The sequence below is a fragment of the Aeromicrobium terrae genome, assembly GCF_008039565.1.
Classification (GTDB): domain Bacteria; phylum Actinomycetota; class Actinomycetes; order Propionibacteriales; family Nocardioidaceae; genus Aeromicrobium; species Aeromicrobium terrae.
Genome location: NZ_VDUX01000001.1, coordinates 651,257 through 664,394, shown reverse-complemented (window position 1 = coordinate 664,394; position 13,138 = coordinate 651,257). Strand labels below are relative to the sequence as shown.

The 13,138-nt window shown below is 69.6% G+C and carries 10 protein-coding genes; 7 read left to right on the top strand and 3 right to left on the bottom strand.

The window, feature by feature from the left end; genetic code table 11:
• Positions 1 to 51 precede the first annotated feature (51 nt).
• The gene (locus FHP06_RS03235; protein ID WP_147683696.1) at positions 52 to 2,001 is read left to right on the top strand and encodes an ATP-dependent DNA helicase; all 1,950 of its coding nucleotides are present in this window, start codon (positions 52 to 54) and stop codon (positions 1,999 to 2,001) included.
• A 52-nt stretch (positions 2,002 to 2,053) separates the two neighbouring features.
• A complete protein-coding gene (locus FHP06_RS03230) occupies positions 2,054 to 4,027 on the top strand; it encodes a carboxypeptidase-like regulatory domain-containing protein (protein WP_147683694.1) in 1,974 nt (657 codons plus the stop codon).
• A gap of 9 nt (positions 4,028 to 4,036) precedes the next feature.
• Here FHP06_RS03230 and lexA read toward each other — a convergent pair whose 3' ends face one another.
• Entirely contained in the window at positions 4,037 to 4,792 is a 756-nt protein-coding gene (gene lexA / locus FHP06_RS03225; protein WP_222706329.1) for a transcriptional repressor LexA, read from the bottom strand.
• Between the two features lie 83 nt (positions 4,793 to 4,875).
• Between lexA and FHP06_RS03220 the strand changes: the two genes are divergently transcribed.
• Positions 4,876 to 5,706, top strand: a complete 831-nt coding sequence (locus tag FHP06_RS03220; protein WP_147683690.1) for an SDR family oxidoreductase — start codon at positions 4,876 to 4,878, stop codon at positions 5,704 to 5,706.
• Here FHP06_RS03220 and FHP06_RS03215 read toward each other — a convergent pair.
• The gene (locus FHP06_RS03215) at positions 5,703 to 6,563 is read right to left on the bottom strand and encodes a YihY/virulence factor BrkB family protein (protein ID WP_147683688.1); all 861 of its coding nucleotides are present in this window, start codon (positions 6,561 to 6,563) and stop codon (positions 5,703 to 5,705) included. The genes FHP06_RS03220 and FHP06_RS03215 overlap by 4 nt on opposite strands.
• Before the next feature lie 307 nt (positions 6,564 to 6,870).
• Between FHP06_RS03215 and FHP06_RS03210 the strand changes: the two genes are divergently transcribed.
• Both FHP06_RS03210 and FHP06_RS03205 read left to right on the top strand, forming a co-directional pair.
• The gene (locus tag FHP06_RS03210; protein WP_147683686.1) at positions 6,871 to 7,257 is read left to right on the top strand and encodes a LysM peptidoglycan-binding domain-containing protein; all 387 of its coding nucleotides are present in this window, start codon (positions 6,871 to 6,873) and stop codon (positions 7,255 to 7,257) included.
• Positions 7,258 to 7,281: 24 nt separating this feature from the next.
• On the top strand, positions 7,282 to 7,977 hold the full coding sequence (locus tag FHP06_RS03205; RefSeq protein ID WP_147683684.1) for a type 1 glutamine amidotransferase: 696 nt from the start codon (positions 7,282 to 7,284) through the stop codon (positions 7,975 to 7,977).
• Between the two features lie 63 nt (positions 7,978 to 8,040).
• On the opposite strand, the gene FHP06_RS03200 is transcribed toward FHP06_RS03205, so the two are convergent.
• Positions 8,041 to 9,297, bottom strand: coding sequence for a choice-of-anchor P family protein (locus FHP06_RS03200; RefSeq protein ID WP_147683682.1), 1,257 nt, complete (start codon positions 9,295 to 9,297; stop codon positions 8,041 to 8,043).
• Between the two features lie 409 nt (positions 9,298 to 9,706).
• Here FHP06_RS03200 and nrdR point away from each other — a divergent pair, with 409 nt between their 5' ends.
• Entirely contained in the window at positions 9,707 to 10,195 is a 489-nt protein-coding gene (gene nrdR, locus FHP06_RS03195) for a transcriptional regulator NrdR (RefSeq protein WP_147683680.1), read from the top strand.
• A 35-nt stretch (positions 10,196 to 10,230) separates the two neighbouring features.
• On the top strand, positions 10,231 to 13,137 hold the full coding sequence (locus tag FHP06_RS03190; RefSeq protein WP_147683678.1) for a vitamin B12-dependent ribonucleotide reductase: 2,907 nt from the start codon (positions 10,231 to 10,233) through the stop codon (positions 13,135 to 13,137).
• Position 13,138: the final 1 nt, after the last annotated feature.

The window sequence follows — 13,138 nt, the reverse complement described above, 5'->3', positions numbered from 1 at the left end:
GCGTGTGGACGGCTGACCGTGCCCGTGCGATGCCGCGACTAGGCTCGCGGCATGCCCTCCGAGCCTGATGTCCGCACCGTCCTGCACGCGGCGGTGGAGGCGGTCGGGGGCACCGAACGCCCAGGTCAGGTGACCATGGCCGAAGCCGTCCGCGACGCCCTGGAGTCCGGCACGCACCTGCTCGTGCAGGCCGGCACCGGCACCGGCAAGTCGCTCGGCTACCTGGTGCCGAGCCTCCTGCGCGGGGAGCGCGTGGTCGTCGCCACCGCGACGCTGAACCTGCAGCACCAGCTGGTCGAGCGCGACATCCCGGCGCTCAAGGAGGCCGCCCGGGCCACGATGGACGAGGTGCCGCACCACGCGGTCGTGAAGGGCCGGAGCAACTACGCCTGCCTGCACCGCGTCCGCGAGGGGGCGCCGGACGACCAGGGCGTCCTGGTCGAGGTGCCCGAGGGATCGCTGGGCGCCGAGGTGGTCGAGCTGCGCGAGTGGGCTGAGAAGGCGGCGGCCGACGCGGCCGTCGGCGACCGTGACTCGGCCCCGGCCCACACCGACCGGGCCTGGCGGCAGGTCAGCGTCAACCACCGCGAGTGCCTCGGAGCCACCCGATGCGCCCACGCGCTCGAGTGCTTCGCCGAGCGGGCCCGCGAGGACGCTCGTCACGCCGACCTGGTCGTCACCAATCACGCCCTGCTGGCCATCGACGCCATCGACGGCGTGCCGATGCTGCCGGAGTACGACGCCGTGGTCGTGGACGAGGCGCACGAGCTGGCCGCCCGGGTCACCCAGGCCGCCACCGACGAGCTCGACCCCGCTGTTATCGAGCGCGCCGCCCGTCGTGCGCGCCCGCACGCCGAGGGCCACGAGGTCGACGACCTCACCGACGCCGCCGATACGCTCGCCGACGTCCTCTCCCGCGTGGAGCCCGGGCGCATCGACGTGCCCGACGAGGCGCTCGCCGATGCCCTCGCCTTCGTGCGCGACTCGGCCCGCGCGTGCCTGTCGTCGTTCCCCAAGGAGAAGGCGGAAGGGCCGGTCGAGCCCGGCGGTCCGGACGCCGGCCGCCAGCAGGCGCGCGGCATGGTCGACGAGGTGCGTCAGGTGGCCGAGCGCATGGCGGTGAAGGCCGAGACCGAGGTGCTGTGGCTCAGCGAGAGCCGCAACGGCCCTCGCCTGCACGTCGCGCCGATCGACGTGTCCGGCCGGCTGCGCGACAAGCTGTTCGGCGAGAAGACGGTCGTGCTCACCAGCGCCACGCTCACGCTGGGCGGCGGCTTCGACCCGCTGGCCGCCTCCCTCGGGCTCGACCCGGGCGACGACTCCTGGTCCGCCGTCGACGTCGGCTCGCCGTTCGACTACGGCTCGCAAGGCATGCTCTACGTCGCCCGCCACCTGCCGCCGCCGGGCCGCGACGGCCTGGGCGACGAGCGGATCGACGAGATCGCGGCGCTGGTCGAGGCGGCCGGCGGCCGCACCCTCGGCCTGTTCTCGTCGCGCCGCGCGGCCGAGGAGGCGGCCGAGGCCATCCGCCCGCGCCTGCCGGACCTGGACATCTGGTGCCAGGGCGACGCCCAGCTGCCCGAGCTCGCCCGGCGCTTCGCCGAGGAGCCGAGCACCTGCCTCTTCGGCACGCTCAGCCTCTGGCAGGGCATCGACCTGCCGGGGGACACCTGCCAGCTCGTCGTCATCGACCGCATCCCGTTCCCGCGGCCGGACGACCCGCTGATGAGTGCGCGCCAGCGGCTGGTCGAGAAGCGCGGCGGCAACGGCTTCATGTCGGTGGCGGCGGCCCACGCGGCGCTGCTCCTGGCCCAGGGCACCGGACGCCTCATCCGCCGGGCCACCGACCGCGGCGTCGTCGCGATCCTGGATCCTCGGCTCGTCACCGCCCGCTACGGATCCTTCCTCGCCGCGTCGCTCCCGCCGATGTGGCGCACCACGGATCGCGACGTCGTTCTCGGCGCGCTGCGTCGTCTCGACGTCCCAGCCGCCCCCGCGTGACTTTGATACCCTGAGCCGACCTTTTCGCGACATCGAAGGACTCGGGAACCCGATGAACATTCGAGCCATGCGGTGGGGCCCGATCCTCGCGACGTTCGCTCTTCTCGCCGGCGTGATCGTCGCCGTCCAGGCCTCGACCACGACTGCTGGTGCCGCCACGCACACGGGCGTGCAGCAGAAGTCGTCCGTGCTCGTTCTCAAGAACGGCGGCAGCTACTGGTACGGCACCGTGAAGCTGGGCTGCTCCTTCTCGTCCAAGGGGTGCTCGGGCTACGTCCACATCCAGGGGGAGGACGACACCGAGAGCCAGCGAGTGCGGTACTCGGTCCCCAAGGGGGGCACGGACACGGTGAGGCTGAAGTACCACCCCGAGAAGCACGCCGACGGCGTGCCCCAGAACAGCTGGGTGGGCGGCAGCGTCAAGGTCAAGCTCGAGTATCGGCAGTTCGACTTGGCGTCGTCCTACGACTACGACAAGTGGATCGGCGTGGAGCCCCTGGTCACGAAGCAGGACATCACCGGCACCGTCTCCGGATCCATGACCGGCCTCTCGGGTGTCAAGGTGAGCCTGTACAGGGTCTCGAAGGAAACCTCGACTCTCTCGTCGTCGCGGTCCGTCTCCAACGGTTCCTCATTTACGTTCCCGGTCAAGATGGGACCCAACAACACCACCTCCACGTCGCGCTACAAGCTGCGCGTCAGCGCCGAGGTGAACGGCGAATTCACCTCGTGGTGGTGGCGTGGGAGCTCGAGCGGGAGCGTGGGTGGTGAGCGCGGCGGCGGTCGCACCATCACCGAGGGCACCACGATCGCGGTCAGGCCGTACGCCGCGTTCCACGCGGACGTCGCCTGGGGCACGATCTCCGGCTCGGTCGCCGGCGCACGTGAGGTCCAGGTGTTCGCACCGCCGGTCACCACGCCGAGCGGCACGCCGCGACGCGAGCTGGACTCCCCGTACTGCGCGAACCGGTACGGGTCGCAGGAGACGTCCGGTTCCTTCGCCATCAGGTTCCTCCCGGCCACGCCGGCAATCGCGAACAACAAGCGCTACATGGTGCGCGTGGTGCCGGCCTCCGGCGGTGACTTCGAGTCCTGGAACGGCGGCCCCGGCGAGGGCGGCTACGGCAGCTGCAACGACATCCTCGACTACACGTACAGCACTGCTCACCTCATCGAGCTGACGTCGGAGTCGCCGAACGTCACAGTCAACCCGGTGCTGCGCAACGCGACGGCCACGGTGAAGTTCCAGTTCGACTACGACGGCTTCAGCCCGCAGATCAGCGACCGCTACGTGTCGCTGCGCGAGTACATCCCCAACAAGGAGATCCTCGACTCGCCGAAGGTCCGCACCGGAACCGCGAGCTCGGCCGGCAACTTCGACATGACCAAGGTTCGCCCGGGCAAGTACTGGGCCGAGGTGGGGCGGACAACCGGCTGCCACCGCTGGTACCCGAGCATCTACCACAACAACAATCTGTACTTCAAGGACGACCGCTCCAACGAGCGCTGGAAGACCGTCGACGGTCGGTACGCCGAGGACAACCGGTCCAAGGACCCCGACTACGCGAACCCGCCGTTCCCGACGAACGCCGAGGGCGGCAAGCCTGTGCCCAAGGGCTACGTCGGCTGGATGTACCGCGACGTCTGCCCGCACTACGGGGCCGGCCGCTACGCGCTCTTCAACGTCGACCGGTCCGACAACGGCGACGTCTACATCCACTCCAGCAAGACCCTGAAGGTCTACCAGGGCGCCACGATCTCCGGCCACGTCTCCCGCATCGACGGCAAGAGCAACAAGGAGATGCTGGTCTCGGCGTTCTCGACCAAGGGCAAGCTGGTGATGCGCTCGGCGTACACGAACTCCAAGGGCAACTTCAAGATCCGCGGTCTCGCCACCGGCAACTACCGGATCGAGGTCAACCCGGACTCGTGGCGCGGCATCGGACGCACGTTCACCGGGACGCACACGAAGTACGTGACGCAGGGTCACGGCTACTCCGTGGGCACCCTCTCGTTCAAGAGCTGAGGGCGAACCTCAGACGCGACGCAGGACCGCGGTGACCTTGCCCAGGATCGTGGCGTGGGTGCCGTCGATGGGGGAGTAGTCGTCGTTGTGCGGGAGCAGCCAGACCTGGCCGTCCTTGCGCTGGAACGTCTTGACGGTGGCCTCGCCGTCGAGCATGGCGGCCACGATCTCGCCGTTCTCGGCGACCGGCTGCTGACGCACGACGACGTAGTCGCCGTTGCAGATGGCCGCGTCGATCATCGAGTCGCCGCTGACCTCCAGGAGGAACAGCGTGCCGTCGCCGACGAGCGACTTGGGCAGCGGGAAGACGTCCTCGACCCGCTCCTCGGCGAGGATCGGACCGCCCGCGGCGATGCGGCCGACCATCGGCACGTAGGTGGCGTCCGGAAGGGCGTCGCCGATGCCGGTCTCGTCGAACTCGCTCTCCTCGGCCGAGCCGAGGGACTGCCGCGCCTTGAGCACCTGCGGCAGGAAGATCTCCAGCGCACGGGGGCGGTTGGGGTCGCGCTTCACGTAGCCGAGGCGCTCGAGCACCTGCAGCTGGTGGGCGACGGAGGACGTGCTGGCCAGCCCGACCGCGGCGCCGATCTCGCGCATGCTGGGCGGGTAGCCGCGCTTCTCGATCTCCTCGCGCAGGAACACCAGCACCTTCTGCTGGCGGGCGGTGAGGCCGGTGAGGTCGTCGACCGGACCGTCGGGCAGCTCACGGACGGAGTTGCGGGATCCCGGGGGACGGCCGCGGCGCGGGTTGCTTGCATCGCTCATGGGCCGAGCGTAACCGCGTCGGACGCGTCGATCAAACATATGTTCGATGGCGTGTCGGACGCTCGGATCCCTACTGTGAGCGCGTGTCGAAGACCCTCGTGAAGGCCGGAAAGCCCCGATCAGCCGTGGTCACGGGGGCCGCGCGCGGCATCGGGCGGGCCGTCGCGGCCGAGCTGGTGGGGCGCGGCTACCAGGTCGTCGTCACCGATCTCGACGTCGAGGCGGCGAAGGTCACCGCCAGCGAGATCGGCGCCGCCCTCGGGCTCGGGCTGGACGTCACCGACGTCGACGCGACGCGGGGCGTCCTGGAGGAGGCCCGCGTGATCGCCCCGCTCGGTGCCTGGGTGTGCAACGCCGGCCTCGGCTACGACGGCGACCTCAACGACCTCACCGAGCAGCAGGTCCGTGCCCTCGTCGACGTGAACCTGCTGGGCGTCGTGTGGGGAGTGCGCACCGCGACGGACGCGTTCCGCCGGCAGGCCGTCGACGGCCTCAAGGGCGGCGACATCGGGATCGTCGCGTCCCTGAGCTCGCACGGTCCGGTGCCCGGTCTGAGCATGTACGCGGCGACGAAGGCCGCGGTCCTGTCGCTCGCCACCTCACTGCACGTTGAGCTGCGCGGCGAGAAGATCCGCGTCCACGCGATCTGCCCCGACGGCGTCGACACCCGCATGCTCGCCGACATGGAGCCCGGCGGGCGGGCCCAGTCGCTGGTGCGGTCCGGCACGCTGCTGCAGCCGACGCACGTCGCCCGGGTGCTCGTCGACATGTTCGGCACGCGCAAGGTCTACCGCACGATGCCGGCCTGGCGCGGCGTCCTGATGCGCACCACGAGCGTGGCGCCCGGCCCGACCATGCGGCTCGAGCCGCTGCTCCGCCGCCAGGGCCAGCGGAAGATCCGCAAGGGCCGCTAGGCGCTGTCGCCGACGAGGACGGCCTCTGCTTCCTCCTCGATCGGTGCGTCCTCGCGCACGGCCTCGATCGCCGAGCCCAGCAGCAGCGCGTAGATGCCGATCCACAACCAGAGGAGGAGCACGACGACGCCGGCGAGCGCGCCGTACGTCTTGCCGTAGCTGCCGAAGTTGTCGACGTAGAGGCTGAAGCCGACCGACACGGCCACCCACAGCGCGCTGGCGACGAGCACGCCCCTGCCGACGAGACGCGGCGCCGGGAACGGGCGGTTCGGCGCGACCCGGAACAGCACGCCGATGCCGACGACCACGGCACCGAGGAGCAGGACCCAGCGGCCGGCCTCGAGGGCGGCGCGCAGGCCGGGCACGTCGACGACGGCGTCGAGGACGGCGGGCACCACGGCGACGAGCGTCAGGGTGACGGCCATGAAGACGATGGCGCCGAGCGTCAGCCCGAGGGCGAGCAGCTTGCGCTTCACGAGGCCGCGGTCCTCGTCGAAACCGAACATCGTGTTCACCGCGGTGACGAGGTTGCCCACGCCGCCGGACGCGCTGTAGAGCGCCAGCACGAGGGCGATCGCCAGGCCGATGCCGAGCGACCCCGGGCTCGTCGAGACGATCTCGTCCATCTGGCCGGTCACCACGGAGGCGGCGTCGGACGGCAGGTGCTCGGACACCTTCTCGGACTGGCGCGCGACCGTCTCGGGGTCGGCGACGAGCCCGTACGCCATCACGGCGGCGATCATCGCGGGGAAGAGCGAGAGGAAGGCGTAGAAGGCCACGCCGGCGGCGAGCAGCGGGGCCTGCTGGGCGGACGCCTGCTTCCAGGCGCCGCGCACCGTGCGAATCGGGGAGGGCATGTCTCGACGCTAACGGCGGCGGAACGAGCCCGCCCGGTGAGCGGCGGCAGCCCGCGCGGACACGCCGCGATCGAACATTCTTTCGGGAAATTTCAGCCTGCGATTCCAGGCGAAATGTCCCGATGTGCGGCACCCTGTTCGATTTTCGCTGGCTTTTGTCGGGGCGCTCCCATATCGTCGTACATGTGTTCGATCGAACGTCTGTTCACCATCGAATGACATCGAGAACAGCGATCGGCCGAGCACACCAACTCCATCCCGAGCACCACGCACTGCGCACCGTCTCACTTCCCCTTCGGAGGCACCCATGAGCAGCATCACCATCCACGAGCTGGCCGGCACGCCTCGCCGCGTGCGTCACCTCCACGCCGTCCCGGCGCCCGCCCGTCAGGCGGCGCTGCGGCTCACGCGTCGCGGGCGCATCGTCGTGCTCGCCGCCGCTCTCGTGCTGCTCGCCCTGCTCTGGGTCGTGCTCGGCTCGTCCACCGCGGCCACGTACGACACCGGCGCCCCGGTCGACACCCGCACGGTCACCGTGGCCCCCGGCCACACGCTGTGGCAGATCGCGTCGGAGGCCAACCCGAACGGCGACATCCGCCAGACGGTCGACGACATCATGCGGCTGAACTCCCTGCCCAGCGCCGGCGCCCTGCAGATGGGCACCGAGATCGCGGTCCCGGTCTACGACCACTGACCTGAGGGTCGGCACACTGGAGGCATGAGGCTCCACGTCGTCGCCGACGCCACCGACCGCGAAGGCGGCTACGTCGTCGAGCGTCTGGTGCAGCGCGGGGGAGAGATCGTCTGGCTCGACCGCGACGCGCTCCCCGGGTTCAACGACCTGGATGACCCCGCCCTGGTGCTCCTCCTCGGTTCCCACAAGGCGGCGCACGACCCACGGTGGTCCGACGCGGTCGCCCGGGAGTCGGCCCTCGTCCGGGCCTCGCTGCGCGCGGAGGTCCCCGTCATGGCGATCTGCTACGGCGTGCAGCTCCTGGCCCGCGCGCTCGGCGGCACGTCCTACCGCGCCGACGACCCCGAGCTCGGCTGGAAGCGCGTCGACACCGTCGACCCCGTCCTCTGCCCGGAAGGACCGTGGGCGCAGCTGCACAGCGACGTCTTCGTGCCGCCGCCGACGTCCCGGGTGCTCGGCACGTCCTGGTACGGCCCGCAGTGCATCGTCGACGACAGCCTCGGCGGCCGGGCGATCGGGTGGCAGTTCCACCCGGAGGTCACCACCGACACGTTCGCCCGATGGGTGGAGGAGTCCGACGACACCATCCGCGCGGCCGGCGCCGACCCGCGCGAGCTCGTCCGGCAGGCGATGGCGAACGCCTCGCGCAGCCGCAACGCTGCGGCGGAGCTCACCGACGCCGCGCTGGCCTATCTCGCGGTCGACCTGCCGCCGGCCTGAGGCGAGACGCAGAAGGGCGCCGGCCTCGCGGCCGGCGCCCTTCTGTTCTGGTTCGGTGCTACCTCAGTAGATCAGCGAGGTGGCGGACGCGACCCTGATGTCCGCGCCGACCCCGAGGTCGCCCGCGGGCTTCAGCAGCGTGATGTGCAGGCCGGTGACGTCGATCCGACGCCCGTCCGGCGAGACGATCTGCTCGTTGATCACGACCTTGAGCACGTTCGGGATCTCGATCGTCGTGTTCGGTGCGACGTCGATCGGGATCGTGTTGCCACCGATCTTCAGGTGGACGGTGTCCATGTGCCCGTCGACGGTGACGACGCCCTCGGCGTCGAGGTTCGCGTGCGCGACCACCTTGATGGCGCTGGCGGAGATGACCCCGTTCAGCAGGTTGAGTCGGGCGACCTCGTTGCTGTTGGACACGTCAGCGGTCAGCGGCACCGAGGTGGCCTGGCTGATCGACTCCACCGCACCGACGCGCAGGACGCCGGGGAGGCTGAAGCGGGCCGTCGAGTTCACGAGCGCCTGGCCGTAGGTGCCGAACGGCGGCAGCTGCGTGTAGGCGACCGGTCCGGAGACGGCCTCGACCGAGGTGACCTTGACCTTGGCGAGCGCGCCGAACGCGTTGCCGCCGAGGGCCGGGGACTTCGGCGGGATGCTCGGGCCCCAGGCCGCGCGAACCGGGTTGACGGTGATCGTCGCGCCGACCGGAGCCTTGCCCCTCGGGCGCAGCAGGGTGACCTTGAGAGCCGACCCGTCCTGGATGATCTTGTCGCCGACGCGCGTCGTCTTCTGCTCGTTGATGACGACCTCGGCGAGGTTGCCGACCTTGATGGTCGTGTTCGGTGCGACGTCGATCGGGACCTTGATGCTGCCGACCTTGAGGCCGACCACACGGGTGTCGCCCGAGCCGCTCAGCTCGTCGCCGTCGTGCGTCGCCGTGGCGCTGGTGGTGAGGGCCTGGGCGCGGATCACGCCGTTGAGGAGCGACACGTTGGCGATCTCCGCCTTGGACGTGATGGTGTCGCCGGCGTCGCCGTGTGCCGAGTCGACGTTGGTGGTGATCGCGCCGACGCGGGCGAGCGCCGGGACGTTCACTCCGGCCGTGGGGTTGGACGCCGAGGCCGGGATCTTGTTGCCGAGCAGGTGCGCCTCGGCGGTCAGGTCGGACCGGATCAGCGTGCCGAGGGCCTGGATCTGGGTTCCGCCGGCCTGGCCGAAGTAGGTGTAGACCGTCGCGGCCGAGCCGGGTGGCGGCGCGACCGTCAGGGCGGTGACGGCGGCAACTGCCGCCGCGAGGACGAGGGTGATGCGGCGACGCATGGGGTGCCTCCGAGGGGTGGGGAGTGTGAGCGAAGAGTTCTCGCTGTATCCCTAACGATGCTCCTGCCGCGGAGTGACGGCGCGGGAACGCGAAATTCTCCCGGAAAAAGTGATCTACGACACGCCGGTGCGGACGAGCTCGAACGGGCCCTGACCAGCGCGGACAGGGCGTCTCCGAAAAAGTGTCGGATCGTTCCGGCAATCTGTTGTGCGAGCCGGTTCCCGGGCGTATGGTGGCACTAGATCTAGTAGTTACACGGATGTGCTTCATCCACATCTAGTGCACAGGATCAGGACCTTCACCCACAGGTCCGACCCTCGGATCCACAGAGTTTCCACGCTGAATCCACAGAGTTTTCCCCACCATCGCCCCCGCGGCGGCCGTCCTTCGGTATGAGAGGAGCACGCGATGCACTGCCCGTTCTGCAAGAACACCGACACCCGCGTGCTCGACAGCCGGGTCGCCGACGAGGGCGGGGCCATTCGGCGTCGTCGCGTCTGCTCGGCGTGCGAGAAGCGCTTCACCACCATCGAGCAGATGCAGCTGACGGTGCTCAAGCGCTCCGGCGCCACCGAACCCTTCACCCGTGAGAAGGCCGTCGCCGGCGTGCGGAAGGCCTGCAAGGGCCGCCCGGTCTCCGACGACGACCTCGCCCGCCTCGGCCAGCAGGTCGAGGACACGTTGCGCGAGGCCGGTTCGGCCGAGGTCGCCGCCCACGAGGTCGGCCTGGCCGTGCTCGAGCCGCTCAAGGCGCTCGACAAGGTCGCCTACCTCCGCTTCGCCAGCGTCTACAAGGGCTTCGAGTCGGTCGACGACTTCGCCGCCGAGATCGCCGGCCTGATGGCCGCGGACGCGGACGACGAGCTGCGCGAGCACACCCAGAACATCGAGACGTAGAACCACCCACCCCGCGAGAAATCAGGAGCAATGTCATGACGGAGACGGTCAACGACCCCACCGGGTCACCGCGCAAGAGTGCCAAGCGAGCAGGCAAGGGCCTGACCGTCGAGCGCGTCTACACGACTGAGGGCGTCCACCCGTACGACGCCGTCACGTGGGAACGACGCGACGTGGTGCAGACCAACTGGAAGACCGGGGAGACGGTCTTCGAGCAGCGCGGCGTGGAGTTCCCCGACTTCTGGAGCGTCAACGCCTCCACGATCGTCACCACCAAGTACTTCCGCGGCGCCGTCGGCACCGAGGAGCGCGAGCAGAGCCTGCGGCAGCTGCTCGACCGCGTCGTGCTCACGTACACCGCGGCCGGCAAGGAGCACGGCTACTTCGCGTCCGACGCCGACGCCGAGATCTTCGAGCACGAGCTCACGCACATGCTCCTGCACCAGATCTTCAGCTTCAACAGCCCGGTGTGGTTCAACGTCGGCACGTCCAGCCCCCAGCAGGTGTCGGCGTGCTTCATCCTCGCGGTGGACGACTCGATGGACTCGATCCTGAACTGGTACCGGGAGGAGGGCCTGATCTTCAAGGGTGGTTCCGGAGCGGGCCTCAACCTCTCGCGCATCCGCTCGAGCAAGGAGCTGCTCCGCTCCTCCGGCGGCACGGCGTCCGGCCCGGTCTCCTTCATGCGTGGTGCAGACGCCTCGGCGGGCACTATCAAGTCGGGCGGCGCGACGCGGCGCGCGGCCAAGATGGTCGTCCTCGACGTCGATCACCCGGACATCGTCGAGTTCGTCGAGACCAAGGAGCGCGAGGAGGAGAAGATCCGCGTCCTGCGCGACGCTGGCTTCGACATGGACCTCGGCGGCAGCGACATCACCAGCGTCCAGTACCAGAACGCCAACAACTCGGTCCGCGTGAACGACGAGTTCATGCGGGCGGTCGAGGAGAAGACGTCGTTCGGCCTGCGCGCCCGCACCACCGGTGAGGTCATCGAGGAGATCGACGCCGCCGAGCTCTGGGGCAAGATGGCCCAGGCCGCGTGGGCGTGCGCCGACCCCGGCATCCAGTACGACTCCACGATCAACGACTGGCACACCACGCCGGAGACGGGCCGCATCACGGCGTCGAACCCGTGCAGCGAGTACATGCACCTGGACAACTCCAGCTGCAACCTCGCCAGCCTGAACCTGCTGAAGTTCCTGCAGGACGACGGCTCGTTCGACGTCCAGAAGTTCGTGAAGGCCACCGAGCTGATCATCACCGCGATGGACATCTCCATCTGCTTCGCGGACTTCCCGACCGAGGCGATCGGCGAGACCACGCGGGCGTACCGCCAGCTCGGCATCGGCTTCGCCAACCTCGGCGCGCTGCTGATGGCGTCGGGCCTGGCGTACGACTCCGACGGCGGCCGCGCCCTCGCGGCGGCCATCACGTCGCTGATGACGGGCACCTCGTACCGTCGCTCGGCCGAGCTCGCCGGCGTCGTCGGCCCGTACGACGGCTACGCGCAGAACGCGGCGCCGCACACCCGGGTCATGCGCAAGCACCTGGCGGCCAACGACGACATCAAGACGCTGCACGCGATGGACATCGCCGTGCAGCGCGAGGCCACCAAGCAGTGGGCGCAGAACCTGAAGGTCGGCGAGAAGAACGGCTGGCGCAACGCCCAGGCGTCCGTGCTCGCGCCCACCGGCACCATCGGCTTCATGATGGACTGCGACACCACCGGCATCGAGCCGGACTTCTCGCTGGTCAAGTTCAAGAAGCTCGTCGGCGGCGGCTCGCTGCAGGTCGTCAACCAGACGATCCCGTCGGCGCTGCGCAAGCTCGGCTACACCGAGGAGACCATCGAGGCGATCGTCGAGTACATCGCCGACAAGGGTCACGTCATCGACGCCCCCGGCCTGAAGACCGAGCACTACGACGTCTTCGACTGCGCGGTCGGCGAGCGGGCCATCAAGCCGATGGGCCACGTGCGGATGATGGCGGCCTGCCAGCCGTTCCTGTCCGGCGCGATCAGCAAGACGGTCAACATGCCGGAGAGCTCGACGGTCGAGGAGATCGCCGACGTCTACCTGCAGGGCTGGAAGCTCGGCCTGAAGGCGCTCGCGGTCTACCGCGACAACTGCAAGGTGGGCCAGCCACTGAGCGACGCGAAGGCGAAGAAGGCCGACGAGGAGGTCAAGACGGTCGTCGTCGAGAAGCCGATCCGTCGCCGGCTGCCGAAGTCGCGCCAGTCGATCACCACGTCGTTCAGCGTGGGCGGCGCCGAGGGCTACATGACCTCCGGTGCCCACGAGAACGGCGAGCTGGGCGAGATCTTCCTCAAGCTCGGCAAGCAGGGCTCGACCCTCGCCGGCATGATGGACGCCTTCTCGATCGCGATCTCCATCTCGCTGCAGTACGGCGTGCCGCTGGAGACGTTCGTCAGCAAGTTCACGAACATGAAGTTCGAGCCGGCGGGCCTCACCGACGACCCGGACGTCCGGATGAGCCAGTCGATCATGGACTACGTGTTCCGTCGCCTGGCGCTGGACTACCTGGACTTCGACACCCGCTCGGCCATCGGCATCTACACCGCCGAGGAGCGCCAGCGCTACCTCGACACCGGCTCCCATCAGCCCATCTCGGGCGGCACCACGGCAGCCGAGCTGATCGAGGAGCAGCAGGCCGAGAAGCCGGCGGAGGTCGAGGCGGTCGCTAGCGGCGAGGCGACGAAGGCCGAGCCCACGGTCGCTAGCGGCGAAGCCGCGGGAGGGAGCTCTGCGACCGAAGCGACCCGGCCCGCCCCCAGCGGCGCCCACACCTCCGCCGAGCTCCTGGAGGAGATCACCGGTGGTGCGATCGACAGCCCGCTCTGCATGACCTGCGGCACCAAGATGCGCCCCGCCGGCTCCTGCCACGTCTGCGAAGGCTGCGGCAGCACCAGCGGCTGCAGCTGAC

What these genes read in the sequence shown, in the direction of transcription:
- FHP06_RS03190 (WP_147683678.1), top strand. Translation starts at nt 10,231, where the DNA reads ATGACGGAGACGGTCAACGACCCCACCGGGTCACCGCGCAAGAGTGCC.
- FHP06_RS03230 (WP_147683694.1), top strand. Translation starts at nt 2,054, where the DNA reads ATGAACATTCGAGCCATGCGGTGGGGCCCGATCCTCGCGACGTTCGCT.
- nrdR (WP_147683680.1), top strand. Translation starts at nt 9,707, where the DNA reads ATGCACTGCCCGTTCTGCAAGAACACCGACACCCGCGTGCTCGACAGC.
- FHP06_RS03215 (WP_147683688.1), bottom strand. Translation starts at nt 6,563, where the DNA reads ATGCCCTCCCCGATTCGCACGGTGCGCGGCGCCTGGAAGCAGGCGTCC.
- FHP06_RS03200 (WP_147683682.1), bottom strand. Translation starts at nt 9,297, where the DNA reads ATGCGTCGCCGCATCACCCTCGTCCTCGCGGCGGCAGTTGCCGCCGTC.
- FHP06_RS03235 (WP_147683696.1), top strand. Translation starts at nt 52, where the DNA reads ATGCCCTCCGAGCCTGATGTCCGCACCGTCCTGCACGCGGCGGTGGAG.
- FHP06_RS03210 (WP_147683686.1), top strand. Translation starts at nt 6,871, where the DNA reads ATGAGCAGCATCACCATCCACGAGCTGGCCGGCACGCCTCGCCGCGTG.
- lexA (WP_222706329.1), bottom strand. Translation starts at nt 4,792, where the DNA reads ATGAGCGATGCAAGCAACCCGCGCCGCGGCCGTCCCCCGGGATCCCGC.
- FHP06_RS03205 (WP_147683684.1), top strand. Translation starts at nt 7,282, where the DNA reads ATGAGGCTCCACGTCGTCGCCGACGCCACCGACCGCGAAGGCGGCTAC.